This is a genomic window from Streptomyces sp. NPDC046203 (genome assembly GCF_040646255.1).
Classification (GTDB): domain Bacteria; phylum Actinomycetota; class Actinomycetes; order Streptomycetales; family Streptomycetaceae; genus Streptomyces.
In genome coordinates, this window is record NZ_JBEYZX010000047.1 from 1 (window position 1) to 25,830 (window position 25,830).

Annotated in this window: 20 protein-coding genes and 3 pseudogenes; 8 read left to right on the plus strand and 15 right to left on the minus strand. The window is 73.9% G+C overall.

The window, feature by feature from the left end; genetic code table 11:
• Positions 1 to 87 precede the first annotated feature (87 nt).
• Together ABZ990_RS25855 and ABZ990_RS25860 are read right to left on the minus strand one after the other, a co-directional pair.
• Positions 88 to 753: pseudogene (locus tag ABZ990_RS25855) on the minus strand (MBL fold metallo-hydrolase); the annotation flags it as partial.
• Positions 754 to 877: 124 nt separating this feature from the next.
• Positions 878 to 2,245 carry a dipeptidase gene (locus ABZ990_RS25860; RefSeq protein WP_361236169.1) on the minus strand — a complete coding sequence of 456 codons (1,368 nt, stop codon included), beginning with the start codon at positions 2,243 to 2,245 and terminating at the stop codon, positions 878 to 880.
• 266 nt (positions 2,246 to 2,511) lie between these two features.
• Between ABZ990_RS25860 and ABZ990_RS25865 the strand changes: the two genes are divergently transcribed.
• From ABZ990_RS25865 to ABZ990_RS25875, 3 genes and pseudogenes are all read left to right on the plus strand, one after another.
• Positions 2,512 to 3,918, plus strand: a complete 1,407-nt coding sequence (locus tag ABZ990_RS25865) for a geranylgeranyl reductase family protein (RefSeq protein ID WP_361236277.1) — start codon at positions 2,512 to 2,514, stop codon at positions 3,916 to 3,918.
• A gap of 293 nt (positions 3,919 to 4,211) precedes the next feature.
• Positions 4,212 to 5,444, plus strand: a pseudogene (locus tag ABZ990_RS25870) (sensor histidine kinase); the annotation flags it as partial.
• A gap of 266 nt (positions 5,445 to 5,710) precedes the next feature.
• Positions 5,711 to 6,382, plus strand: coding sequence for a response regulator transcription factor (locus tag ABZ990_RS25875; RefSeq protein WP_361236172.1), 672 nt, complete (start codon positions 5,711 to 5,713; stop codon positions 6,380 to 6,382).
• Between the two features lie 51 nt (positions 6,383 to 6,433).
• Here ABZ990_RS25875 and ABZ990_RS25880 read toward each other — a convergent pair whose 3' ends face one another.
• Complete coding sequence (locus tag ABZ990_RS25880) at positions 6,434 to 7,183, minus strand: maleylpyruvate isomerase family mycothiol-dependent enzyme (RefSeq protein ID WP_361236280.1); 750 nt, start codon at positions 7,181 to 7,183, stop codon at positions 6,434 to 6,436.
• Positions 7,184 to 7,569: 386 nt separating this feature from the next.
• Here ABZ990_RS25880 and ABZ990_RS25885 point away from each other — a divergent pair, with 386 nt between their 5' ends.
• The 3 genes from ABZ990_RS25885 (at position 7,570) to cpt (ending at position 10,326) form a co-directional block, all read left to right on the plus strand.
• Positions 7,570 to 8,802 (plus strand): ROK family protein, encoded by a 1,233-nt coding sequence (locus tag ABZ990_RS25885; protein ID WP_361236175.1) that lies wholly within the window; start codon positions 7,570 to 7,572, stop codon positions 8,800 to 8,802.
• Between the two features lie 11 nt (positions 8,803 to 8,813).
• The gene (locus ABZ990_RS25890; protein ID WP_361236178.1) at positions 8,814 to 9,647 is read left to right on the plus strand and encodes a class I SAM-dependent methyltransferase; all 834 of its coding nucleotides are present in this window, start codon (positions 8,814 to 8,816) and stop codon (positions 9,645 to 9,647) included.
• A 151-nt stretch (positions 9,648 to 9,798) separates the two neighbouring features.
• Entirely contained in the window at positions 9,799 to 10,326 is a 528-nt protein-coding gene (gene cpt, locus ABZ990_RS25895) for a chloramphenicol phosphotransferase CPT (protein WP_361236283.1), read from the plus strand.
• A gap of 17 nt (positions 10,327 to 10,343) precedes the next feature.
• Here the strand turns inward: cpt and ABZ990_RS25900 are convergent, their stop codons facing one another.
• From ABZ990_RS25900 to ABZ990_RS25915, 4 genes are all read right to left on the minus strand, one after another.
• Positions 10,344 to 10,490: a hypothetical protein gene (locus tag ABZ990_RS25900; protein ID WP_361236181.1), complete on the minus strand. Its 147-nt coding sequence runs from the start codon at positions 10,488 to 10,490 to the stop codon at positions 10,344 to 10,346.
• A gap of 129 nt (positions 10,491 to 10,619) precedes the next feature.
• Positions 10,620 to 10,832: a hypothetical protein gene (locus ABZ990_RS25905; protein WP_361236184.1), complete on the minus strand. Its 213-nt coding sequence runs from the start codon at positions 10,830 to 10,832 to the stop codon at positions 10,620 to 10,622.
• A gap of 365 nt (positions 10,833 to 11,197) precedes the next feature.
• Positions 11,198 to 11,755, minus strand: a complete 558-nt coding sequence (locus ABZ990_RS25910; RefSeq protein ID WP_361236187.1) for an ATP-binding protein — start codon at positions 11,753 to 11,755, stop codon at positions 11,198 to 11,200.
• 276 nt (positions 11,756 to 12,031) lie between these two features.
• The gene (locus ABZ990_RS25915) at positions 12,032 to 12,322 is read right to left on the minus strand and encodes a hypothetical protein (protein ID WP_361236190.1); all 291 of its coding nucleotides are present in this window, start codon (positions 12,320 to 12,322) and stop codon (positions 12,032 to 12,034) included.
• 354 nt (positions 12,323 to 12,676) lie between these two features.
• Here ABZ990_RS25915 and ABZ990_RS25920 point away from each other — a divergent pair, with 354 nt between their 5' ends.
• Entirely contained in the window at positions 12,677 to 13,795 is a 1,119-nt protein-coding gene (locus tag ABZ990_RS25920) for a PLP-dependent cysteine synthase family protein (protein ID WP_361236192.1), read from the plus strand.
• Here ABZ990_RS25920 and ABZ990_RS25925 read toward each other — a convergent pair.
• From ABZ990_RS25925 to ABZ990_RS25935, 3 genes and pseudogenes are all read right to left on the minus strand, one after another.
• Positions 13,755 to 14,258, minus strand: coding sequence for an SRPBCC family protein (locus ABZ990_RS25925; RefSeq protein ID WP_361236195.1), 504 nt, complete (start codon positions 14,256 to 14,258; stop codon positions 13,755 to 13,757). The two genes, ABZ990_RS25920 and ABZ990_RS25925, sit on opposite strands and share 41 nt — an antisense overlap.
• Positions 14,259 to 14,308: 50 nt before the next feature.
• Positions 14,309 to 14,761 carry an SRPBCC family protein gene (locus ABZ990_RS25930; RefSeq protein ID WP_361236197.1) on the minus strand — a complete coding sequence of 151 codons (453 nt, stop codon included), beginning with the start codon at positions 14,759 to 14,761 and terminating at the stop codon, positions 14,309 to 14,311.
• A 248-nt stretch (positions 14,762 to 15,009) separates the two neighbouring features.
• Positions 15,010 to 15,828: pseudogene (locus tag ABZ990_RS25935) on the minus strand (DeoR/GlpR family DNA-binding transcription regulator); the annotation flags it as partial.
• 540 nt (positions 15,829 to 16,368) lie between these two features.
• Here ABZ990_RS25935 and ABZ990_RS25940 point away from each other — a divergent pair.
• Positions 16,369 to 18,939, plus strand: coding sequence for a hypothetical protein (locus ABZ990_RS25940; RefSeq protein ID WP_361236200.1), 2,571 nt, complete (start codon positions 16,369 to 16,371; stop codon positions 18,937 to 18,939).
• Here the strand turns inward: ABZ990_RS25940 and ABZ990_RS25945 are convergent.
• From ABZ990_RS25945 to ABZ990_RS25965, 5 genes are all read right to left on the minus strand, one after another.
• Entirely contained in the window at positions 18,909 to 21,353 is a 2,445-nt protein-coding gene (locus ABZ990_RS25945; RefSeq protein ID WP_361236203.1) for a right-handed parallel beta-helix repeat-containing protein, read from the minus strand. The genes ABZ990_RS25940 and ABZ990_RS25945 overlap by 31 nt on opposite strands.
• A gap of 216 nt (positions 21,354 to 21,569) precedes the next feature.
• A complete protein-coding gene (locus tag ABZ990_RS25950; protein WP_361236206.1) occupies positions 21,570 to 22,178 on the minus strand; it encodes a hypothetical protein in 609 nt (202 codons plus the stop codon).
• A gap of 276 nt (positions 22,179 to 22,454) precedes the next feature.
• Positions 22,455 to 23,327 (minus strand): MOSC N-terminal beta barrel domain-containing protein, encoded by an 873-nt coding sequence (locus tag ABZ990_RS25955; protein WP_361236209.1) that lies wholly within the window; start codon positions 23,325 to 23,327, stop codon positions 22,455 to 22,457.
• 143 nt (positions 23,328 to 23,470) lie between these two features.
• Positions 23,471 to 24,160, minus strand: coding sequence for a DUF6643 family protein (locus tag ABZ990_RS25960; protein WP_361236212.1), 690 nt, complete (start codon positions 24,158 to 24,160; stop codon positions 23,471 to 23,473).
• Between the two features lie 377 nt (positions 24,161 to 24,537).
• Positions 24,538 to 25,776, minus strand: a complete 1,239-nt coding sequence (locus ABZ990_RS25965; RefSeq protein WP_361236215.1) for a glycosyltransferase — start codon at positions 25,774 to 25,776, stop codon at positions 24,538 to 24,540.
• Between the last annotated feature and the right edge of the window lie 54 nt (positions 25,777 to 25,830).

Below are 25,830 nucleotides of genomic sequence, written 5' to 3' on the forward strand. Positions count from 1 at the left end.
GACCGGACCCAGGCCACGGTCACGCTCTTCCCGAGCAACGGCCCGCAGATCGAGATCGCACTCGACGAGCACGCCCCCCAGGCCCGCGAGCCGCTCCGCCGTGTCCGCCGTCACCGGTTCGCCGTGGCCGCAGCACAGCACCGACGGACGCAGCGCGGCGAGCCGGCGCATCGAGGCGAGGGCGTCGGCGCGGTCCGTGTGGAACACCCCGAACATCACGTCCGGCACCGACGCCACCGTGTCACCCGCGAACAGTACGCCGTGGAGCGGCAGATGGACCGCGATCGAGCCGGGCGTGTGGCCCGGGGTGTGCACGATCACCGCGCCGTCGCCGAAGTCCAGTACGTCGCCGTCGGCGAGCTCACGGTCCACCCGGGTCGGCGGCGCGACGGGAGTCGTCGTGAGCCCGTGCTCGTACAGCGGGATCTCCCAGTCCAGCAAGTCAGGCTCGGGAACCGGGAGTTCGCCCCGGATCACCGGGGCGTCCAGGGCATGCGCCAGGATCTCGGCGCCGAAGCGGTCCGCCAACTCCCCGGCGGCGCCCACGTGATCGCGGTGGCAGTGGGTGAGAACGATCCGCCGCAGCCGGTACGGATCGAGGCCGGCGCCGCGCAGCGCCGCCTCGACCGAGGCCGCCGAACCGGCCCAACCCGCGTCGATCAGGGTCGAATCCTCCCCGTCACGCCACAGATACGCCTGGCCGACGGGGAAACGGAGCAGATGCAGTCGGGGGCCGAGCGCCACAAGGTCCATACCCGCGACCGTACTCGGCTCCCGTCCGCCCCGAACGGCCCTACGCTCTTGGCGAGTTCCGCCCAGAGCGTGAAGCCGGCCGCCCGGCCGCCCGGCCGGGCTCCCCGCCCGTGTCCGTCCGCGCTCAGGCCTGCTTCGAGCGCGCGTAGTTCACCAGGAAGTGCGCCTCCGCCACCGACAGACGCTCCAGCTCCTGCGGGGACACCGACTCGTTCACCGCGTGGATCTGCGCCTCCGGCTCGCTCAGGCCGATCAGCAGGATCTCCGCCTCCGGGTACAGCGCCGCCAGCGTGTTGCACAGCGGGATCGAGCCGCCCATGCCGGCCGCCTGCATCTCCTCGTCCGGGTACGCGACCCGCATGGCCTCGGCCATCGAGGTGTACGCCGGGCTGGAGACATCCGCCTGGAACGCCTGGCCCTGGCCGACCTGCTCGACCGAGACCCGCGCGTTCCACGGCGTGTGCTTCTCGATGTGCGCGAACAGCAGCTCCGTCGCCTTCGCCGCGTCCTGGCCGGGCGGCACCCGCAGGCTGATCTGGGCCCGCGCGGTCGACGGGATCGACGGCGTCGCGCCCGCCACCGGGTGCGCGTCGATGCCGATGACCGTCACGGCCGGACGCGCCCAGATCCGGTCGGCGACCGTACCGCTGCCCGTCAGCTCCACCCCGTCCAGCACCTTCGCGTCCTTGCGGAAGTCGGCCTCCGGGTACTGCAGGCCGTCCCACTCCGCGTCCGCCGCCAGCCCGTCGACGACGGTCGAACCGTCCTCGGCGCGCAGCGAGTCCAGCACCCGGATCAGCGCCGCCAGCGCGTCCGGAGCGGCACCGCCGAACTGGCCCGAGTGCAGATTGCCCTGGAGCGTGTCGATCGTGACCCGCACCATCGTCATGCCGCGCAGGGTCGCCGTCACCGTCGGCAGGCCCACCCGGAAGTTGCCCGCGTCGCCGATGACGATCGCGTCCGCCGTCAGCAGCTCGGGGTGCGCCTCCGCGTACCGCTCCAGGCCGCCCGTGCCCTGCTCCTCCGAGCCCTCCACGATCACCTTGACGGTGACCGGCACCCCGCCGTTGGCCTTCAGGGCGCGCAGCGCCAGCAGGTGCATGATGAAGCCGCCCTTGCAGTCGGCGGTCCCGCGTCCGTACCAGCGGCCGTCCTCGCGCTCGGTCAGCTGGAACGGCGGGGTCAGCCACTCCGACTCGGTCAGCATCGGCTGCACGTCGTAGTGCGCGTACAGCAGGACGGTCGGGGCACCGGCCGGGCCGGGCAGCACGCCGTACACCGACTGCGTGCCGTCCGGGGTGTCGAGCAGCGCCACGTCCTCGAAGCCCTCGGCGCGCAGCGCGTCCGCCACCCAGTTGGCGGCACCCTCGCACTCGCTGCGCGGGGCGACGGCCTCGTCCGCCACCGACTGGAACGCCACCAGCTCGGTCAGCTCCGCCTTGGCGGCGGGCATCAGCGATGCGACGGTCTCGGCGATCGGATTGGCGGTCATGGGCACGCTCCTGGTGGGTGCGACGTTGTGGGTGGTGAGGCCGGGTGTGTCGGTGGACCCGGCGAACGCAGGAACGATCCTACGGTCGAATCCCGGCGCGGGGCGGGGCGGCCCGGTTTCCCTACCGAGCCGTAGGATGCGTCCACAGCAGAAAACACCGGTCTGATCAGGAGCAGAAGCACATCGTGAGCAGCGAGAACGCAGACGCCGGAGCGGCAGCGGCCGGAGCGGCCGGAGCGGGGAAGGGCCCTGACGGCGGAGCGCCGGTGTGGGACGTGGTAGTGGTCGGCGCGGGACCCGCCGGAGCGTCGGCGGCCTACGCGGCGGCCGTCGCCGGCCGCAAGGTCCTGCTCCTGGAGAAGGCCGAACTGCCCCGCTACAAGACCTGCGGCGGCGGCATCATCGGCCCCTCGCGCGACGCGCTGCCGCCCGGCTTCGAGCTGCCGCTGAGCGACCGCGTGCACGCCGTCACCTTCCAGCTGGACGGCCGCTTCCCGCGCACCCGGCGCTCCCGCCGCATGCTCTTCGGCCTGGTCAACCGGCCCGAGTTCGACGCCCGACTGGTCGAACACGCCCAGAAGGCGGGCGCCGAGCTGCGCACCGGGGTCACCGTCAACCGGGTCGAGCAGCACGGCCCGGCGGTCCCCGACCGCCGTACCGTCGCCGTGGTCCTCGGCGACGGCGAGACCGTCCTCGCCCGCGCCGTCGTCGGCGCCGACGGCAGCGCCGGCCGGATAGGCGCCCACGTCGGCGTCAAGCTCGGCCAGGTCGACCTCGGCCTGGAGGCCGAGATCCCGGTGCCGGCGTCCGTGGCGGAGGACTGGAAGGGCCGCGTCCTCATCGACTGGGGGCCGCTGCCGGGCAGTTACGGATGGGTCTTCCCCAAGGGCGACACGCTGACCGTCGGTGTCATCTCGGCGCGCGGCGAGGGCGCCGCCACCAAGCGGTACCTGGAGGACTTCATCGGCCGGCTCGGGCTCGCCGGCTTCGAACCGGCCCTCTCCTCCGGTCACCTGACCCGCTGCCGCACGGACGACTCGCCGCTCTCCCGCGGCCGGGTGCTGGTGTGCGGTGACGCGGCCGGTCTGCTGGAGCCGTGGACCCGCGAGGGCATCTCGTTCGCCCTGCGCTCCGGGCGGCTCGCGGGCGAGTGGGCCGTCCGGATAGCCGAGTCGGGCGACGCGGTGGACGCGCGCCGGCAGGCACTGAACTACGCCTTCGCCATCAAGGCCGGACTCGGCGTGGAGATGGCGGTCGGGCGGCGGATGCTCGCCGTGTTCGAGCGCCGTCCGGGGATGCTGCACGCGGCGATCACCACGCTGCGGCCGGCGTGGCGGGCGTTCGCGGACATCACGCGCGGTACGGCCACACTGGCCGGGCTGGTACGCGGCGGCGGCATGGCGCACCGCGTGATGGAACTCCTCGACCGCCGCATCGACACCTCGGTGGGCGTGGGCCCGGCGGGGCGGGGCGTCACGCCGCGCGGCGGCGAAGGCGGCAGCGACGATGGCGACCGCGACGGCGCCTCGGCGGCGGGGACCGAGGCAGCGCCGGAGGTGCCGGGAGCGTCGGACGTCTCGGACTCGGCGGCGGCCACGGACGCGCCCCGGACGGGGAAGCCCGCGACGGCCCCGGGCGGGGAAGACGAGTCGCCGGAGCCCGGCGTTTCCTGAAACCGGTCCCGAGCGGTCGTACGGCCGGGGAACCCGGGGACCGGCGGGTGAAGCAAGCCGGTGAGTGAGTGTGCGTGAGGGCGGTGCGGACGGGGTCCGTACCGCCCTCACCCGTCCCGGGCGCCGGTGAGCCGGAACACGGAGTGACCGGGGCGAGGCCGCGCGCAGCTTCCACCCCTACCTTCCCGCCCTTTCCCTCCCCACCGCGGCCCGCCCCGTACTCCCCGGGAAGTACGGGTGACCACACCGCCCGGCGGACGCCGCCGCGCACCGGGCGCGTCTAGCGTGGCCGCATGGACGAACAGTCGACCCGCGCCCCGGGCCCGGGCTGTGGAGGACCCCCGTTCGGGCGCGGACCGTGGCGACGGGACCATGGCGGATGGGCCGCGTGGGAACCGGGCGACGGGCTGCCCTGGCGGTCGACGTTCGCCCTCGCCGTCTTCGTCGTCGTCGGTACGGGCTTCGCCGCCCACGGACAGCCCGACCGGGTCGCCCTCGACACGCTCGGCCGCGGCCTGCTCCTGCTCGGCGCCGCGATCCTGCTGCCGCGCCACCGCCACCCCGTACCGGTCGTGTTCGGAGCCTCGGCGGCGACCCTGGCATATCTCGCGGCGGGCTATCCCTACGGTCCGGTCTTCGCGATCGTCGTCGTCGCCTGCTTCGCCGCCGTCGTACACGGCCACCGGTACGCCGCGTGGTGGGCGCTCGGACTGCTGTGGGCCGGACATCTGCTGATCGGCCACTGGCTCTACCGCTATCTGCCGCCCCCGGGCGACGGCCCGGCCCCGTGGGGCATCGAACTCCCCGTGGTCGCCTTCGCCGCCGCCGTGCTCGCCGCCGCCGAACTCGTCCGGATCCGCCGCGAACAGGCGGTGCGCGACCACGCCGAACGAGCCGCCGCCGAGGGCCGCCGGGCCGACGAGGAACGGCTGCGGATCGCCCGCGAACTCCACGACGTCCTGGCCCACTCCCTCTCCGTCATCCATGTGCAGGCCGGGGTCGGCCTCGCGCTGCTCGACGCGGACCCCGGCCAGGCCCGCACCGCCCTCACCACCATCAAAACGGCCAGCAAGGAGGCACTGGGCGAGGTACGGCAGGTGCTGGACACCCTCCGCGCTCCCGGCACCGCGCCGCGCACGCCCGCGCCGGGCCTCGACCGGCTCCCCGAACTCGTCGACCAGGCCGGGGCCGCCGGGCTCGCCGTACGGATCGAGCGGGCGGGACGGGAGCGGCGGCTCCCGCCCGGAACCGAGCTGGCCGCGTTCCGGATCGTCCAGGAGGCGCTGACCAATGTGGTGCGGCACTCCGGTTCCCGTGGCGCCGTCGTCGCGCTCGACTACCGCCCCGGCGCGCTCGGCCTGCGGATCGACGACGACGGCCCGGCCACCGGCGCCGCCGCGGGCGGCAGCGGCAACGGTCTGGCCGGCATGCGGGAGCGGGCCGCCGCCCTCGGCGGCACCCTCGACGCGGGCACCCGGCCCGACGGCGGCTTCCGGGTGTCCGCGGTCCTTCCCGTACGGTCGGCGGACCGGCCCGAGCGGTCGGTAGAGCGGCCCGAGGGTCCGGCGGACCGGTCCGTACGGGATCCGGCCGATGCTCCGCCGGTACGCGGTGAGGTGCCGCGCCCCGACGTTCCGCCCGTACCCGGTGACGCGCCGCGTCCCGACGTTCCGCCCGTACCCAGTGACGCGCCGCGTCCCGACGTTCCGCCCGTACCCAGTGACGCGCCGCACCCCCGCGCCCGCCGCCCCGACGGCCCCGCGCGGTCACCCGAACCTCCCGAGGAGTCCCTGTGATCCGCGTCCTGCTCGCCGACGACCAGTCGCTCGTCCGGGCGGGCTTTCGCGCCCTGCTCGACGCCCAGCCGGACATCGAGGTGGCGGGGGAGGCCGCCGATGGCGAGGAGGCCGTGGCAAGGGTGCGCGAACTGCGCCCGGACGTCGTCCTGATGGACATCCGTATGCCGCACCGGGACGGTCTCGCCGCCACCCGTCTGATCACCGGGGACCCCGGACTCGGCGCGGTGCGGGTGGTGGTCCTGACCACCTTCGAGATCGACGAGTACGTCTTCGAGGCCCTGCGCAACGGTGCTTCCGGCTTCCTCGCCAAGGACACCGAGCCCGATGAACTGCTGCGCGCGGTAAGGACGGTGGTCGCGGGCGACGCGCTTCTCTCGCCCGGCGTGACCCGTCGGCTCATCGAGGAGTTCGCCGCCCGCTCCCGGCCGTCGGCCGAGGCGGACACGGCGTCGCTGGACCGGCTGACCGGACGGGAACGCGAGGTGATGGCCCTCGTCGGACTCGGCCTGTCCAACGAGGAGATCGCCCGCCGCCTCGTCGTCAGCCCGCTCACCGCCAAGACCCATGTGAGCCGCACCATGGTGAAGCTCGGCGCCCGGGACCGGGCCCAACTCGTCGTCCTGGCCTACGAGTCGGGCCTGGTGCGTCCGGGCTGGCTCGGCTGACGCCCGGCGGCCGGCACGCGCTCCACCGGCCCCGCATCGGCAACAGGTCCGTCAGAGTGCCGACTTGTCCTGCCACAGGCGGGCCAGCGACGCGTCGCCGGAGACGGTCACGGCCTCCTGCGGAAGCCGGTTCCACAGCATCAGGTAGAGCCGGTCGGCGGGCCCGCTCATCTCGCAGTCGGCCGGCCCGTCGGCGGACGCCTCGATACGCGGGGCCTGCTCCGACAGTCGTACGGTCCACACACCGCCGGTGTCCGTGGCGCGGACCCGCAGGGTGCGCGGCTGATCCACGCGCACCCGGCTGCGGTCCTGGGAGTGGAAGACGGACAGCAGCTCGTCGATGCCGTCGGCGCCGAGTTCCGGGGTCACCAGGTCCGGCGCGTGCAGCGGACCCAGCGCCGACGCGGCGTCGGCCCGGTGCACGATCGTCTCGTGTGCCTGCCGCCGCGCCCAGAACGTGAGCGGCGACGGTGCGGGCGCGAACGTCCAGCACTCCAGGTCCGCCGGCGCCTTGCGCAGGACGTCCACGAGGTGGGCGTGGCCCTCCCGGACGTACGCGACGAGATCGTCGCCGTCGAGCTCCGTGTCGTCGTCGGGCCGGTGGGGCGAGGTGAGCCCCCCGGCCACCGTGGCGGCCGCCCAGCGGTGGACCTTCGTCATATGGCGCAGCAGGTCACGGACCCGCCAGTCGGCACAGGTGGTGACCTCCGCGTCGGGCCCGGCCGCCGCGGCGGCCTCGACGAGCGCCGTGCCCGCCGCGTCGAGCGCGTCGATGTGGGTGTCGATGCTCAGGGTGCTCATGGTGTCCATGCACCGGAGTATGGCCGGGTGCGGGCCCGGTGTCGCCGGGTTTGACGCCCGCGCGCGGGCGGCCGGGCGGCCGGGATACCGGGCATCGGCGAGCCGGCAGGGCCACCGCACACGGAAGGAACGATCTTCACCGGGCGGGCGTCGACCGCATTCCGCAGGAATGCCGCGAGCTCTGCGGGGACACCCTCGCCAGTCTGATCATCGGCATGCGCGGCCGCATCGTTCCAGACGCCCCGCACCCCCGTCCGGCCGGCTCGACCAAAGACATAGGGGTCCTGCCTTTCCCGCCCCGCCGCCGGGCCGCGCCTTGGGGTCGAAGCGGGGCCAGGGCCGTGGGCGGGGTCGTCGGGGCGGACAAGCGTGGGAGACTCGCCAGCATGAACGGCAAGGCGACGACGACCCGCACACGGCTGGACAGGGGGCGCGGCGCGCTCGGACCCGCGCTGGAGCTGGTGCACACGGGGCGGGCGCCCACGCGTGCCGTGCTGACCGCCGAGCTGGGCGTCACCCGGGCCACCGCCGGAGCCGTCGCCGCCGAACTGGAGGCGCTCGGCCTCATCCGCGTCGACTCCAAGCCGGGGGCCGCCGCCGGTTCCCAGGGCCGCCCCTCCCACCGGCTCTCGGTCGCCGAGGACGGGCCGGTGGCGCTCGCCGCCCAGGTCCACGCCGACGGTTTCCGGGCCGCGCTGGTCTCGCTCGGCGGCACCATCGTCGCCACCGCCCCCGGCTGTGTCACCGTCTCCGCCGACCCCGCCCAGGTCCTCGGCGCCGTGGTCGACGCCGGTGCCGCGCTGCTGCGCGCCTCCGGGCGCCGCTGCGTCGGCGCGGCGCTCGCCGCGCCCTCGGCGGTGGCCGAGCCCGAGGGGACCGCGCTCAACCCGCTCCATCTCGCCTGGCCGGCCGGCGCGCCGGTGGGCGAGATCTTCGCCGAGCGGGTACGGGCCGCCGGCATCGACGGCCCCGCCTTCACCGGCAACGACGTCAACCTCGCCGCCCTCGCCGAACACCGGCACGGCGCCGGCCGGGGCGCCCGGGACCTGCTCTGCGTGGCCACCGGCCACCGCGGGGTCGGCGGCGCGCTCGTCCTCGACGGCCGTCTGCACACGGGGAGTTCGGGGCTGGCCCTCGAAGTCGGTCATCTCACCGTCAACCCGGAAGGCCGGCCCTGTCACTGCGGCGCGCGCGGCTGCCTCGACGTGGAGGCCGATCCGCTCGCCTTCCTCACCGCCGCAGGCCGGGCCCCCGGCCCCGAGGTCTCGCTCCTCCAGCAGTCCCGCGACCTGCTGCGCGACCACCCGGACGACACCCAAGTGCGGGCCGCCGCCGAGGAGTTGATCGACCGGCTCGGTCTCGGCCTGGCCGGCCTCGTGAACATCCTCAACCCCGACCGGATCATTCTCGGCGGCCTCCACGGCGAACTCCTCGCCGCCGCCCCCGACCGGCTGCGCGCCGTCGTCGCCGACCGGAGCCTGTGGGGCCGCAGCGGCGGCGTTCCGATCCTGCCCTGCACGCTCGACCACAACAGCCTGGTCGGCGCCGCCGAACTCGCCTGGCAGCCGGTCCTCGACGACCCCCTAAATGCGTTGGGCGGGCCGGTGCGCGGCGACTAGGGTCCGGCCCCATGAGCGACCTGACCAAGACCACCACCCGGACCTCCGACACCGGAAACGACGCTTCCGGCACTGGAAACGACGCCTCCGACACCGCACCGCCGCGCCTCGGCGCCGGACTCACCTTCCACGGCCCGCTCTCCGAGGCCCGCGCCGCCCGGCTCGTCGACCGCCTTGCCGCGCCCGGACCCGGCACCGTTCTCGATATCGGCTGCGGCTGGGGCGAGTTGATGCTGCGTCTGCTCGCCGAGACGCCCGGCGCCAAGGGCACCGGCATCGACATCAACGCCGACGATCTCGCCCACGGCCGCCGCCTGGCCACGGAACGAGGGCTCGCCGAACGCGTCGAGTTCGCCGAGGAATCCGGGCACGGCACCACCCGACCGCCCGCCGACACCGTCCTGTGTGTCGGCTCCAGCCACGCCCTGCTCGACCCCGACCAGCCCCACGACCCGGCCGCCGCCCTGCGCGAACTGCGCCGCCTGGTACGCCCCGGTGGACGTGTGCTGCTCGGCGAGGGCTTCTGGGAGCGCGTTCCGACCGACGTCGAACTCGCCCGTATGTGGCCCGGAGCCCAGGCCGGCGACCACCTGCCCCTCGACGGTCTGGTGGCCCTCGCGATCGAGGCGGGCTTCCGCCCGGCCTGGGTCGAGACGGTGACGAGGGAGGAGTGGGAGGAGTTCGAGTCCGGCTACCGCCACGCCACCGAGGTCTGGCTCGCGGCCCACCCCGACCACCCGCTCGCCGCCGGAACCCGTGAGCGCGTCGACCGCCAGCGCTCGGCCTGGCTCGGCTACCGGGGCATCCTCGGCATCGCCTACCTGACCCTGGTCCCGGTCGGCTGAGCGACCCCGGCCCGGGGCCCGCACCTCGATGTGAAGACCGCCTCCGGACCGCTTCCGCCTCCGCCCCCGGGCCTGGGCCGTACCCGCGCGGCCGCCGAATACGATCGCCTGGCGGCGGGATCCGTTCTACGGTGGCGGCGTGACGACCCAGATGATCATCCTCAACGGCGGTTCCAGCTCCGGCAAGTCCGGCATCGTCCGATGCCTTCAGGCCGTACTCCCCGACCCCTGGCTGACGTTCGGCGTCGACTCCTTCGTCGACGCGCTGCCCGCCGCGCTGCGGAACGGGGAGGGCGAGGGCGGGATCACGTTCGCGGCCGACGGCGGCATCGAGGTGGGCCCCGAGTTCCGGGCCCTGGAGGCCGCCTGGACGGCCGGGATCGTGGCCATGGCCCGGGTCGGTGCCCGCATCGTCGTCGACGACGTGTTCCTCGGCGGCGCGGCCTCCCAGGAACGCTGGCGGGCTGCCCTCGGCGGCGTCGACGTGCTCTGGGTCGGGGTCCGGTGCGACGGCGAGGTCGCGGCGGGCCGGGAGATCGCCCGCGGGGACCGGGTCGCCGGCATGGCCGAGGGCCAGGCGGAGCTCGTCCACCGGGGAGTCGCCTACGACGTCGAGGTGGACAGCACCCACGCCGAGTCCCTGGAGTGCGCCCGGGCCATCGCCGCCCACGTCCGCTGACCTCCTCTGTCCGCTCGTCACCCCTTCCACCGGCCGGCGGCGAGGTTGGCGCCGGGTGTCGACTGGTCCCGGCTGTGGCAACTGGCGGCCGACATGAACATGGAGACCGTCACCGAGACGGACAAGGGGAAATGGATCATGTTGCAGGCCCATCGGGCCTTCATCTGTGGTGCTCTTCTCGCCCGTTGGGACGAAGCGGGCTGGAAGCTGGAGCCAGGCCTCCTGGGGGCGTCCAGGGCGCCAGCCGACGTCATGCCGAAGGGGCAGTCTCGTCACGAGACTGCCCCTTCGGGCTAACCGCGCTTCAGGAACGCAAGGACCGCTACTCCGATGCCTGCCGTAGTTCCGGTCGAAGCCCCGCCGGCCGCCAACGCGGCGAACGGTGAGACGTGCATAAGCACGGCGGCGGTGACCGCGAGTGCGCCGATGAGAGCGGATGCGAGACCCACGATGACCAGGTCACGTGCCGGGTGAGTACACCCTTCCGACTGCATCTGCGTGGTCATGGAATTGTCCTCCAGCTGTGAACTGCGGGCCCACCGGATCGCGAGACGGCGCGGTGCTGAGGCCGTCGATCCGATGAGGCGCACAACCGGGCTACGGCGCCCGGGGACAACCGGTTGGTCGTCGAGGTGTGCGCAATGGATTGACCACAGTTCCTCCATGTCGGCAGAGGACGATCCGAACAAGTCTAACAGAGTCAACCACCTTGCTGCGATAGGTGGTTCAGAGGTCGCGCCGACGGCCTGTCATGAGCGACCGCATACTGATGTCGACCTCCGAGGAGAGCGGCCCGTAGGGGTCGGCGTGGGGCGCGGCGTAAGGTGCGCGGTCGGCCGCGCACCTCGGCTTCCGCGCTCCCGCCCCCGGCTCAGTGGGCCAGTGCCGACCGGACCGCCACCGCGTCCAGCGGCTCGACCGCCACGAGGAACGGGACGGTGTCCAGGGCCTGGTCGGCGGTGAACGGCCCGTCGGTGGTGGCGCCGTGGACGGAGTGTGCGTGCGGCGCGAGGGCGACCGGGGAGGGCGGGGCCTGGAGCGTGAACCAGACGACCTTGCCCGCGTCGTACGGCCGGGCGCCCCAACTCTCGCTCAGCGCCTCGATGATGGCGAGGCCACGCCCGGAGGTCGCGAACTCGGCCTCGCGGGCCGTGAGTTCACCCGGTCCCGGCAGGCGCGGATCATTGTCGCGTACGGAGATGGTGAGATGGTCGAGCAGGAGCGCGACCTCGACGGTGCAGCGTTTGTCCGGCAGCGCGTGCCGGTGGACGTTCGTCAGCAGCTCGGTGACACCGAGCGACGCATGGTCGATCAAGGCGTCGAGCTGCCAGTGGCGCAGATGCGCGGAAACGATTCTGCGGACCTGACCGATCCGCGACGGCAGGGCCTGGAGCTCCACCGTGCAATACCTGCTGGGCTCGCTGATCACGGCTGCGACTCCCCGAAGTAGGTCCGATAGACGGAGATTCGGAAGACGGCGATTCGGATCTGTCATGCGATGGGGAGCAGGGCGGTGGGCGCCGGCACGCGGCGTCCCCGCCGTGACATCCTCGGTGAGGTGGTTCCAGCGTGAACCAGTGGTGACACCGCCGCAACTCGCGGCGACACGCCCCTGGTCGGGAATCGCACGAGTGGGGAACGGCGGCGCTCCGGGGCCGCAAGGGAACCCCGGTCCGGCGGTGCCCGCCGGCGGCCCGGGCTCCTGTCACGGCCGGGGCCGTGACACCGCCTTCCGCAGCACGTCGAGCAGCCGCCCCGAACCCGACCCGGAGATCTTGTACCGCGTCCCGTTGACCGTGGCCACCGCCTCGTCCGGCTTCGCGAACCAGGGCCGGCCGGCCCGCACCGTGCCGAGCGGGGCGCTGTCGATCTCGCTGCCGTAGCTCGTCAGCAGCGCCAGCCTGCCGTCCTCGATGCGGACCTCTCCCGCACGGGTCAGCGACCGGGGCCAGCGGTCGATCCGAACCCCCGTGGCCGTGAACTCGGGCTCCGACATGGTGCTCCCGCCCCCTTAGTGCGAAATGCCTGCCTCCAGTGTGCCGAACCACCGCGCCCGGCACCAGCGGCCCGACGCGGGCGGCTGGTGCCGCCGGGCGCTCCTCGGGGCCCGCTCGCGGGGGCCGGAGCTGGTGATCCACCCGTGTCCCCGGGCCGCTCTTCCAGGCCCCGCCCCCGCTCTCACCAGCCTCTTTCCCGGCTGTCCCGCCCCTCCTCCGCGGCTCTTCCCCCGCCCTCTCCCAGGTCTTCCCAAGGCTCTCCTATGGAGCCTCAAAGGGAACGTTTGCCCAGGTGGGAGCGGTATTGTCGGAGACCTTGGGCAACCCTGTGGGCTCGACGAGAAGAGGTACTCATGATCACCACCGACCGTCCCCTGGCCACCCTCGATGTCGACCGCAGTGACCCCGACTACCGCTCCTGGCTCAAGGAAGCCGTACGCAAGGTGCACGCCGACGCCAACCGCTCGGCCGACACCCATCTGCTGCGCTTCCCGCTGCCCGATGCCTGGGGCATCGATCTCTATCTCAAGGACGAGTCGACCCACCCCACCGGCAGCCTCAAGCACCGGCTCGCCCGCTCGCTCTTCCTCTACGGCCTGTGCAACGGCTGGATCAGACCCGGCGCGCCCGTCATCGAGGCGTCCAGCGGCTCGACCGCCGTCTCCGAGGCGTACTTCGCCAAGCTGATCGGCGTGCCGTTCATCGCCGTCATGCCGCGCACCACCAGTCCCGAGAAGTGCCGGCTGATCGAGTTCCACGGCGGCCAGTGCCACTTCGTCGACGACGCGCGGGCCATCTACGACGAGGCGGTGGCGCTCGCCGAGCGCACCGGCGGCCACTACATGGACCAGTTCACCTACGCCGAGCGGGCCACCGACTGGCGCGGGAACAACAACATCGCCGAGTCGATGTACGAGCAGTTGAAGCTGGAGCGCTACCCGGAGCCCGCCTGGATCGTGGCCACGGCCGGCACCGGCGGCACCTCGGCGACGATCGCCCGCTATGTGCACTACATGGAGCTCGACACCCGCGTCTGTGTCGCCGACCCCGAGAACTCCTGTTTCTTCGACGGCTGGGTGCACGACGACCCCGACGCCACCGCCGACTGCGGATCCCGGATCGAGGGCATCGGCCGGCCCCGGATGGAGCCGAGCTTCGTCCCCGGCGCCATCGACCGCATGATGAAGGTGCCCGACGCGGCGAGCGTGGCCGCCGTCCGCGCCCTGGAGAGCGTCATCGGCCGCAAGGCGGGCGGCTCGACCGGCACCGGTCTGTGGAGCGCGCTGAAGATCGTCGGCGAGATGGTCGCCGAGCAGCGCACCGGCAGCGTCGTCACCCTGATCTGCGACCCGGGCGACCGGTACCTCGACAAGTACTACTCGGACGAGTGGCTGGCCGCTCAGGGCCTTGACATCGCTCCGTACACCGCCGCTATCGACCGGTTCCTGCGGACGGGGGTCTGGCCGGAGTGAGCCGCCGGTCGAGCCGGCGCATCGCGTCGCGGAACGACCAGGTGAAGCCCGGCCGGGCCAGCCGCAGAAGCAAGGTGTAGGGGAGCCTGCCGTTGGTGGCCATGGTCCAGCGGACCCTGGTGCCGCCGGACGAGGTGGGGGCGAGGGCCCACTCCTCCATCAGCGCCCCGATGCCCGGGGCGTTGATGGAGTCGATCCGATAGACGTAGCGGCTGTCCGGCACGGCCGCCATGATCGTCTCCTCCACCCGGCCGCCGCCGCTCAGCCGGATACTCCGGCCCGCGCCGTCCCGGGTGGGCGTCGAGGAGCGCACCGCCCGGAACCAGGCGGACCAACTGCCGACCTCCACCGCGAGGGAGCGGTACACGGCCGCCGGCGGTGCGGCCAACTCGGCGGTGAAGACCTGGCGGACGGGCGCGGACGTGACGAAGTCGAGCTCCACCGGGCTCAGTCGACGCTCCATGGACCGGACCTCCGGGGGTGTCGCGGTACGGGCTACGGGGAGCGCACACCCTAGTGGACGGCCGGTCGCTTGCCCAGCAGTCCGTCGAGCGCCCGGCCGAAGACCACCCGTCCCACCACGGCGAGTACGGGATCGAGGGCGGCCGGCACACCGCGCAGCCGCAGTTCCTCGCGCCACACCACACGACTACCCGACGCCGTCCCGGTCACCTCGAAGACGGCCCGGCCCCGGACCGCGCGGCCGAGCTTTCGAAGTCCGCACACCCCGGTCCGGCCGTCCGGGCCGGGCGGATCGAACCGTACGACCTCCATCGGGTCGTCGAAGCCGAACCGGCCCAGCCGGGTACGGGCCGTGAACCGCGTCCCGACCCGGCTCGGGCCCGGCGTCAGCACCGTCGTCCCGGTGAACGGGATCAGGGCGCCGTGCGCCGGCCAGTCGACGAGCCGGCGCCACACCTCGGCGGGCGGCAGGGCCACCGCCCGCTCGATCCGGAAGCGGCTCATGCCCGCGCCGCCCCGCCGCCCGCGCCCGCCACCCCGCCCGGCTCGCCCGCCGGATCGGGAAGCAGCGGGGAGACCCGATCGGAGACCCGATCGGAGACCCGATCGGAAACCTGACCGGAAACCTGATCGGAAGCCTGACCGGCGACCCGATCGGCGACCCGGCCGGAGCCTCCCGCGAAGGCCCCGGGGTCCCCTCCGGAACCCTGTCCGGGGTGTGCTCCCGAACCCTGATCGCCGCCGTCCGCCTCCTCGCCCGCGACGACCAGCCCCGGCAGATGCTCCGCCATCTCGGCGCGCACCTCGGCCGACACCCCCCGGTCGGTCACCACGGCGTCCACCTCGTCGAGCCGGGCGAACGAACTCAGGCCGAGCGTCCCCCACTTGGTGTGGTCCGCGACCACGACGACCCGCCGGGCCGATCGCATCAGCCGCCGGTTGGTCTCCGCCTCCGCCAGGTTCGGCGTCGACAGCCCGGCCGCCACCGAGATGCCGTGGACCCCGAGGAACAGCGCGTCGAAGTGCAGCGAGCGGATCGCCTGATCGGCCACCGGGCCCACCAGCGCGTCCGACGGGGTCCGCACCCCGCCGGTGAGGACCACCGTCGCCCCGCCGCCCCGCGCGTCGCCCCCCGAACCGCCGCTCCGGGCCTGGTGGAAGACGTCCGCGACCCGCACCGAGTTGGTCACCACGGTCAGCTCCGGTACGTCCAGCAGATGCCGGGCCAGCGCGTACGTGGTGGTGCCGCCCGAGAGGGCGATCGCCGTGCCCGGCCGCACCATCGCGGCGGCCACCCGCGCGATCTCCTCCTTGGCGTCCAGCTCCAGCGCCGACTTGGCCTCGAAACCGGGCTCGTGGGTGCTCGCCTCCAGCACCGGCACCGCGCCGCCGTGGACCTTCGCCAGCATGCCCTGCCGGGCCAGCACGTCCAGGTCCCGGCGGACGGTCATATCGGAGACGTTGAGACGGCGGGTCAGCTCGTTGACCCGCACCCCTCCGCGCCGGCGTACCTCGTCGAGAATCAGCGCGCGCCGCTGTTCCGCGAGCAGGTTCTGATGGTCATTCGCCATCGGGGCCGGTCCTTTCCGAAAACAGAACGAGACTACGAGAAAAGAGGGGTGGAAGGGTGATCGGTGGAACGAAGAAGCGAATCGGCCGAGGGGGCGAGAATCCCGGTCCGCCGGTGAACGGGCGGGCGTGGTGCGGGGTATGAGAGGAGAAGGGCGTCGGATCCGGTGAGGACCGCGCCCCCGGGCCCGGCCGTCCGCGATCCTGGTGCCCGCCGTCACCGCCCGCACCCGTCCGGAAACCTCCCGCCCGCTCCTCGCCGTCATCCTCCCCGAATTCCACCGGAATCCCGCCGCATGCCGGCCGGGTTCCCGAGAGAGATCCCCGCTCCGGACGGATGTCCGCAGCGCCCGTACAGCCGTTTCCGTACAGCCGTTCCGTTCAGCCGTATCCGCACGGCCGGATCCACCCGGCCGTGTCCGCGCACCAGGATTCCGGACCCCGGACCCCGGATTCCGGACGCGGGCTCCGGACGCGGACCGCGCCGCCGGATGTCCCGATCTTCCCACCGGAACAACCCATCCAGAGAGCGAGTCCCCGCATTGTCTTCTGCCACACCCGATCCGAAGAACGGGGGTGCGGCGCTCGAACTGCTCGTCCACGGCGTGGGCGGAACCACCGCGGCCGACATGCTGGACGATCCGCGCACCGTACGGATCACCGGCGACAAGACCGCCGCCATGCACCGCCGCCGGGACGACGTGGACGCCGAGGACCACCCCGAGCGCCATGCCGACGGGCCGATTCCCGAGGCGTACTGCTGGTCCAACCTCACCTCCGGCAACGGCGCCCGCGCCCTGTGGCTGCTGCTCCTGCCGTTCATGGTGGCCAACCTCGCGCACTGGATGCGGCCGTCCGCCGAGGGCCGGGCCGGGCTGGTCCGTCTCTACGGGGTCCTCGTCCGGCTGGTCGCGCTCACCCTGACCGTGCTGTTGACCGCCGCGGTCTGCGAGGTCGCCCTCGATCTGACGGCCTGGCAGTGCGCGGGCTCCGGCGCCTGCGCCGCGCAGCGCTCCTGGCTCGGCTTCCTGTCCGCCGAGCGCGGCGGCTGGTGGTCGGAGCCCGGCCGCCGGCTCGCCCTCGCCGCCCTCGCGCCCACCGCGCTCGTCGGTCTGCTCTGGTACCTGTCCAACCGGACCTGGAGCGCCTACGAGGCCCAGCGCCCGCCGCTCGGCCCCACCGCCGACGACCCGACGGACCCGACGGACCCTACGGATCCGGTCGCCCCGGTCGCCCCGGTCGCCCCGGTCGCCCCGGCCGTCCCGACCGCTCCGACTGTCCCGGCCGCCCCCGCCACCCCCGAAGCCCCGTCCGGCCCGGCAGCCGCGACGGCCCCGGCAACCCCACCGGTCCCGGCAGCCCCAGCCGTCCCGCGACCCGCGCTCGGCCGCCCCGGCTTCTGGTACGGCCGCCGGCTCGTCGCCCGGCTGCGCGCCGCGCACACCGCCGCGGGCTTCCTCACCGTCGCCGCCGCCCTCGCCAGGGCCGCGGCCGCCCAGGACCACCGGACCGCCCACGGCACCACCCGCGAGATCCTCGGCTGGGCCCTCCAGGGAGGTCTCGCCCTCCTCGGCGCCGTCGTCCTGTGGGTGATCTGCCGCCGGGGCCGCAGCGAGCGACGGCTCGACCTCACCCTCGAACGGGCCCTCGTCTCCTGGCTGCCCGCCGCCGCCCTGCTGCTGCTCGCGCTGACCGCCGTGCACACCGCCTGGGCCCGCCCCGGCTGGCGCTCCGCCGGCACCCTGCCCGGCGACACCGCCTTCGGCGCCCTCACCCTCACTCAGGGCGCCCTTGTCGTCGGCCTCGGCGTGGTCGCCCTGCTCCTCGCCCATCCCGGCCACGATCCGCGCACCGCCCTGCACGGGCTCGGCGGCCCCGCCGTCGCCATGCTGGCCTGTTCGCTCGGCGGCGTCATGACGGGCGGCGTCGCCCAGCGGGTCGCCGACTGGCTCGACGGTTCCGGCACCCCCGGCGCCGGCGACGGCCTGATCACCGGACCGCCCGTCCTGCTCAGCTGGCAGGCGTCCGTGATCCCCGTCCTGCTGGTCCTGCTCGTCGTGCCGACCGGGGTGCTGATCGCCCGCACCCTGCTCACCGCCCGCAGGACGCGCGCCGTCGTCGAGGCCGACTACGGGGCCACCGGCCGGGACCGGGACCGGCTGCGCACCGCCCGGATCGCGGCGGTACGGGCGGGCGCCGGGCTCACCGACTCCGCGCCCGTCCTCGTCGGCGTGGTCGCCGGCGCCGCCCTGCTGCTCGGCGCCGCCTCCGTCGCCGGGGCCTGGGCCAGCGGCAACGTCCCCGGACGGGCCTTCGACGGCGCCCAGCCCGCGATCGCCTCGGCCGCCACCACCGCGCAGGCCCTCGGCTCCTGGATGGTCGGCTTCGGCTTTCTACTCTTCGTCACCCTGGGCCGCCGCGCCTACAAGGACCAAAGCGCCCGCCGCACCATCGGCATCCTGTGGGACGTCGGCACCTTCTGGCCGCGCGCCGCCCACCCGTTCGCCCCGCCCTGCTACGCCGAACGGGCCGTGCCCGACCTCACCTGGCGGATGAGTTCCTGGACCCGGCGGACCGGCGGCCGGCTCGTCATCTCCGGCCACTCCCAGGGCAGCGTCCTGGCCGCCGCCGCGGTCTGGCAGCTCGCGCCCGCGACCCGCTCCCGCGTTGCCCTGCTCACCTACGGCTCCCCGATCGAGCGGCTTTACGGACGCTGGTTCCCCGCCTACTTCGGCCCCGGCGCGCTGGCCGGGCTGCACCGCACGGTGCACTGCTGGAGCAATCTCTTCCGTGCCACCGACCCGATCGGCGGACCGGTCCGGGTCCCGCCCGAGGAGGGCCGCCCGCCCGTCGACCGGCCGGTGCTGCTCGACCCCGTCGTCTACGGGCGCACCCGCGAACACCCGCTGCCCGAACCGATCCTGGGCCACTCCGACTACCAGGCCGACCCGGCCTTCGACGCCGCGCGTGCCGCGCTGCTCGACCGGCTGCCGCCGGCGCTTCCCCGGCGACCGCGACTGGACAAGATCCCCTCTCCGCAAGGGAGTTCCGGCGAGGGGAGTCCAGGCCAGGAGAGTTCCGGTCAGGGCAGTTCCGGCAAGTCCTCCGGATAGAGCAGCGTCAGGTCGTCCGTGCTCGGATCCGCGAGCACGGCGACCCGGCCCGCGTGCCGTTCCACCATCGACTCGAACGTCTGGCGCGCCGTACGGCCGTTGCCGAAGGTCGGGCCCTTCGGCAACGCCCCGAAGTACTTCAGCAGCGCCTCGTCCGTGCCCTCCGCGAGCCGGTACTCGTGCTCCTCCGACTGCTGCTTCACGATCCGCAGCAGCTCCTCCGGAAGGTAGTCCGAAAAGGTGATGGTCCGTGAGAATCGTGACGCCACACCGGGGTTGACGGTCAGGAACCGCTCCATCTCCGCCGTGTAGCCGGCCACGATCACCACGACCGCGTCCCGGTGGTCCTCCATCAGCTTCACCAGGGTGTCGATCGCCTCCCGGCCGAAGTCCCGCCCCGAGTCGTCCGGCGCCAGCGCGTACGCCTCGTCCACGAACAGCACCCCGCCGCGCGCCCGGTCGAACGCCTCCTGGGTACGGATCGCGGTCGAGCCGATGTGCTCGCCGACCAGGTCCACCCGGGACACCTCCACCAGATGGCCGCGTTCCAGGACCCCGAGCGAGGCCAGCACCTCGCCGTAGAGCCGTGCCACCGTGGTCTTGCCGGTGCCGGGGCTGCCGGTGAAGACGAGATGGCGGCGCGCGGAGACCGCCTTCAGGCCCGCCTCCTGCCGCCGCCGGCCCACCTCGATGATGTTGGTGAGCATCCGCACCTCGTGCTTGACGCTCTCCAGGCCCACCAGCGCGTCCAGTTCGGCGAGCACGTCCTGCGAGGGACGCGTGGCCGGCGCCGCCGGCGCGGCCGCCTGCGCCGCTCCCGGGGCCGGTACGGCGGGAGCGGCGGCCGGTGTGGCGAGACGGGGCGAGGGGACGGTGCCGAGCAGACCGCCGCCGCTCTGGGTGGCCGTCAGGAGGGTGCCCGGCTCGGCTGCCGCGGGCGTCCGCGCCTGGCTCTCGTCGCTGGTGCAGTCCTCGGAGACCGGCCCCACCTCAGGGAACTCGTAACCGCCGCGCGCGCACCGCTCCGTACGGCACTTGCGCAGCGTCGTACGGCAGCCGTCCATGACATGGAAGCCGTAGCCGCCGCTGCCCGTCACCCGGCAGCCGTGGAAGGTGCCCCGGCCCTCCGCCGACACGTAGAACCCGGCCTCGGCGGGCGAGCTGACCGTGACCCGCTCGATCGTCGGATCGGCGCCCTTGGTGACGATGACACCGGTCTGCACCCCGTCGATGGTGCAGCCGCCGAGGCTGCCGCCACTGCCGTGGTCACGGAACCAGGCGCCGGTCGACGCCTCCCGGATCCGGCAGTCGTCGAGCTGCGCGGTCGCACCGTCGCTCACCGACACGGCCGTGTTGCGCACCTGCGACAGATCGCTGTCGACCACGTCCGCGCGCGAACCCCGGTCGAGTACGAACAGGGCGTCCGGCACGTCGTGCACCCGGCAGGAATCGAGCACGACACTCGCCCCGTCGCTCACCCAGACCGCCGGGTAGTCGCCCGTACTGTCGTGGATCTCGCACTGGTTGGCGTCCACCCGGGTGCCCGGGTCCCACACGGACAGACCGTTGCGGCCGAACCGCCGCACCGTCGAGCGGGTGAGCGTGAGCACCGAACGGGACCGCAGATCCACGGCGTTCTCGGGGATGTCGTGGATGTCGCAGTCGGAGAGGGTGAGCACCGCGTCCGTGTCGAGGGTGATGCCGTCGGCGGAGGTGCGGTGCACGCTGGAGTCGGTGAGGTGCGCGCTCGCGCGGGACGCGATCTGGAGTCCGGCGCCCTTGATCTCGTACACCTCGCAGCCGATGCCCTCCAGACCGCTGCCCTCGCCCGTGACGGTGATCCCGGAGCCGGAGGCGTGGTGCACCCGGCAGCGTTCCAGGCGGGGGTGGCCGCCGCCGCGCACCGAGACCCCGGACTGCCCGGCCCGGACCACCTCGCACTCCTCGAACACACCGCCCGCGCCGTCGAGGACGGCGATCCCGACCCCGGCCGGGTTGTCGACGCTGCACCGGCGGACCGTCGGCCGGGCCGCGCCCCGCACCTCCAGACCGGCCGCCGACCGGGTGGAGATCCGCAGATCGAGCAGTTCCGGTGTGCCGTCCTCGATCAGGAGCGCGGGGGCCGCCGAGTCCTGGCCTTCGAGGCGCAGGTCCTGCACGGTGGCCGAGGCCCGTACGGTCAGCGGCACCCCGTCGGCCGGCGCGATCCGCACCGAGCCCGCCGAGCCGTCACCGCCGCGCAGCACGACGGCCCGCTGGACGACGAGGTTCTCCCGATAGGTGCCGGGGGCCACCGTGAGGACGTCGCCGTCGCCCGCGGCCTCCAGGGCCGCGGCGAGAGTGGCGTACTCGCCCGTGCGGCGCCGCCACCGCGACGTACCGGTGTGCGTCACCTGGACCGTGCCCTGTGCCATGGGTGTGCTCTGCCCCCACCTCGTGCCTCGACGCTGGATTCGGATCCTGGAACCCGTATCCGCGCCGGCGGCCCGCATCCGAGAGGTCGGATCCGGGACCGGGGAACAGGGGGACACGATCCGGGAAGCCGGAACCGGTGCCCCGGATCCGATGACCCACCGTAGCGCGCGCGGCGCCGCCGGGTTGACCGGTCGGCCGCCTGTCCCCCCAAGGAGTCAGCTCCCGGTGCCCGTCCGGCCCCAGTCGGGACCGGCCTCGGCCCAGGCCCGGTCGAGGCGCGCGTACCGCCGCCGCAGCAGCAGCCGGACGGCCAGCCTGCGGGCCGTCTCCACCAGGATTCCGGCGAACAGCGCCACCGTGAACCCGGTGATGAGCGCATGCGCCCGGGCCACCGACGGAAGCATCGGCGGCGCCGCGATCCGCCCCGACCGGTCGGTCCACAACAGGAAGGTGACACCGGGGCGGGCCTGCTGACGGCTGGTGGCCAGGGTGCCGGAACGCGGGGTTCCGTCGGGTGCCGTCCAGACGGCCACCACGGCGGGCCGCGGCCGGTGCTCCTCGACCGGATCGGCAGCCGCCGGACCCTCGGCCCGCCGGTCGGTGACGCTCACCACCCGGGCCACGGTCGAGAAGCGCTCCCGGGCCTGCGTCTTCGCCTCGCGGCGCAGCGAGGTGTCGGCAGCCGTCCCGACGGTCCAGCCGGCCAGGGGCGCGCCCAGGCACAGCAGCACGGCGGCCGTCAGCGCCACCCATGCCTCGATGAGGTCCGTGGTCCTGCGCAGGGGATTGTGCCGCCAGCGCCAGAGCCCGGTGGCAGCGCGCACGCCGTGCACCCCCTCGTCTCGTCGACGGCCCGTGAGGCCCTCGGGGCCTGTCCGGACGGCACCGGCCGGGGGCCGTTCCCCCGAGGACAGGCTGGGGACAGGATCCGGGCGGTCGCCGGTCCTTCAACGAGTGTGACCCGGCCACGGGTTCCGCGCCCGCCGGACAGGTTGCCGCGGGGGCGGGCGCGGGGCCGGGGGTGGGGCGGGCTCGGGCGGTGGTCCGGGGGCGGCGGCGGTGTGCGTGCGGGCCGCGAGGGGGGAAAGAAGGGCGGGGGCTCAGTCGAGGATCTTGACCGGGTCGCCGACCCGGATGGTCCCCCGGTGCTCGGGGATCAGGTTCTGTCCGAAGACCAGCGAGCTGCCGCTCTTGCGGTGCCGGGCGAGGGTGCGCAGCGGCTCCTTGCCGCGCTCGCCGCTTCTCTGGTCGGTGGTGGTCACCACGCAGCGGCCGCAGGGCTTGGCCACCCGGAAGACGACGTCGCCGATGGCGAGACGCCGCCAGTCGTCCTCGGCCCACGGCGCGGTGCCGTCGACGACGACGCTCGGCCGGAAGCGGTTCATCGGCAGCGGGCCCTCGTCGGCGTGATCGCCTTGTGCGATCAGGGAGTTGAGGGCGTCGAGGGAGGCGGTGGTGGTGGCGAGCAGCGGATAGCCGTCGGCGAAGCTGACCGTCTCGCCCGGAGCCGCGTACCGGGGGTCGATGGGGCGGCGGCGGGCCGGATCGTCCAGATGGACGAGGCGCACCTCGGTGCCGAGGTAGGCGCTGAACCAGGCGTCCGCCTCGGGGGCCGCGGGCACTGTGTCGATCACGGTGCCGAAGATGTCCAGGGGGAGGGTGTCGTCCTCCTGCCCCTCGGTCCCGGGCCCGGCGGCGGGGACCGAGGCGAGGGCCGGGGCGGGGACCGTCACCGTCAGCGGTTCGCGACCCGGCGCGGACAGCGTGATCCCGCCGTCCGGCAGCAGCTCCGCCGACGCCAGCGCCAGCCGCGCGTGCCGGCGCTGTGTCACGACCGTGCCCGAGTCGTCCACGAGGGCCCAGCGGCGGTCACCGGCGAGGCCCCACGGCTCGACCTCCGCCTCGGGGAGGGTGAAGCCGCGCAGTGCCTTGACCGGGTGGACGTGAACAGAGCGCAACACAGGAATCGGCATGGCCCCATCCTGCCAGTCGCCCCACCGGACGGTGAAGGCCCGGCGGGGGCCCGTGACCCGCACCCGGCCGGAGGCGGCGGGGGGCCGTGATCCGCCGCCTCCGCCGGACGACGAAGGCCCGGCGGGGCGGCGGTGACCGGCCGTCAGTAGCCGCCGTCGTAGCCCTGGCCGCCGTAGTTCTGACCGGTGTTCCGGCCGTCGTATCCCCGGCCCTGGTGGGGCTGCTGGTACGGGTCCTCGTACGGGGCCGGCGCGGGCGCCGGGGCCGGACGAGGCGCCGCGGGGCGCATCGCCTCGTACCCGCCCGCCACCGGACGCGGCGGCTGCGGCGCCTGCGGGCCCGGGTAGCCGCGCGGAACGGCCGACTGCTGCGGGATGTACGCCGTGGGCGCGTTCGGGAGCGGCGCGGGAGCCAACTGCGCGGCCGGCGTCAGATGCGCGGCCGGCGACATCGACGCCGCCGAGGGGAGCTGCGGAAGCTGGGGGAGCTGCGGCTGCGGCTGCGCGGCCGGATGCGGATAGCCGTAGCCGCCCCCGGTGTTGCCGGCGTACCCGGGCGCGGGCGCCGGAACCGGTGCCGGCACCGGGGGAGGGGCCGGCTGCGCGGAGGGTGCCGCCGGGAGGGCGGGCAGCGCCGAGGGGAGCGCCGGCGGGGCCGGCTGGTAGCCGCCGCTTCCGGGGAAGCCGCCGCCGGTGTCGTAGGGGGAGTTCACCCGGATCGGGGCGATCTGGGGCGTGCCCCGCTCTGCGACGAGAGAGTCGTAGATCGGGGTCTCGGTGAACGACGGCGCGGTGTGGTAACCGCCTCCGTAGGCGGAGCGCGGGGAGGTCATGGCCATAAGTTAAGCCCACGATGTGCCGATTGGGGAGCCCGGCCCATGCGGTTGTTCGCCGCTTTCGCCGCGACCCTCGCCCGGCAATGTGAGCGAATCCGGCGAAACAGGTCGCGCCGCAGGTCAGCGATCTTGGAAACACCGAGTTCGGAAGGGGTTACCGATCAGTCGTGACATCCTCCGGAAGTCCCCTCCGGGCCCCGCATAAAAGAATCTTGACGCGGTGTCGAACATGACGGAGGGAAGATGTTCGTGCTCGGAGAGTGAAGAGGATGGATATTCTCCGCCGGTTCCGTCCGGACGGGGATTCGTGAAGTCGGCTTAATTGGCCCCGCGTTCGTTTCGAATCGCCGCGGGGTTTTCGCGTTTCGCCGCCGTCACCGGTCCGGCGCGGCCTCCGGGCGGGCGTACGTCCGGCCCTTCCACGCCGCGCCCTGCCCCTGGTAGTGCCGGACGGCGGAGTCCACCGTCATCAGCAGATACAGCAGCGCGGTGTACGGCAGCAGCGGCGCGAGCCAGAGCGGCTGCCGGTAGTAGCGCAGCATCGGCAGGTACGTACCGGTCATGATCACCCAGGCGACCCCGCCGGCCCAAACCGCCGGGCCCTCGCCCCTGAGGATTCCGGCCACCAGGGTCGCCGGCGGCGCCAGGTAGACGAGCGCCAGGCCCACGACCGTACCCAGCAGGACCAGCGGATTGTGCCGCAGCTGGGCATACGCGCTGCGCGCCACCATCCGCCACAGATCGGCCAGATCCGGATACGGCCGGACGCTGTCCACCCGGTCCGCGAGCCCCAGCCAGACGCGCCCGCCCGCCCTCCGTACCGCCTTCGCCAGCGACACGTCGTCGATCACGGCCTGCCGGATCACCTCCGGCACCCGGGCCCGCGCGGCCGTCTCCGCGCGCAGCAGCACACAGCCGCCCGCGGCGGCCGTCGCCAGCGGACGGCGGGACCGGTTGATCCAGCGGAACGGATACAGCTGGCAGAAGAAGTAGACGAACGCCGGCACGATCAGCCGCTCCCAGCCGCTCACCACCCGCAGCCGCGCCATCTGCGACACCAGGTCGAGACGGTGGCCGGTGGCGGCCGCCACGAGCAGCCGCAGACTGTCCGGCTCGTGTGCGATGTCCGCGTCCGTCAGCAGCAGGAACTCCGGCTCCCGCGCGCGTGCCAGCGCGATGCCGTGCCGCAGCGCCCACAGCTTGCCCGTCCAGCCGGGCTCCGGCTCGCCCGGCCGGACCACGCTCAGCGGCAGCCCCGCCCGGTCGCGGGCCAGCTCCCGGGCGAGCGGCCCGGTGCCGTCGGTGCTCCCGTCGTCCACGAGGATCACCTCGGCGGGCCCCGGATAGTCCTGGGCGAGCAGCGAGGGCAGGCTCAGTGGCAGCACCTCCGCCTCGTCGCGCGCCGGGACGATCACCACGACGCGTGGCCATGTTCCGGTGGGTGTCCCGGTGGCGGGTGTTCCGGGTGCGGGTGTCCCGGTGGCCGGAGTCGGGGCCGGGGCCGGAGTCGGGGCCGGGAGGCGCTGGTCCGTACGCCAGAAACCTCCCTGCCCGAGAAGCAGCCACACCCAGGCGGCGAGGGAAGCGGACGCGATCCACGACAGCGGGCTCATTCGCCGCAGTCTGCCCCAGATTGGAAGGGATTCAAGAGGGGTCGGCTAGGGTGG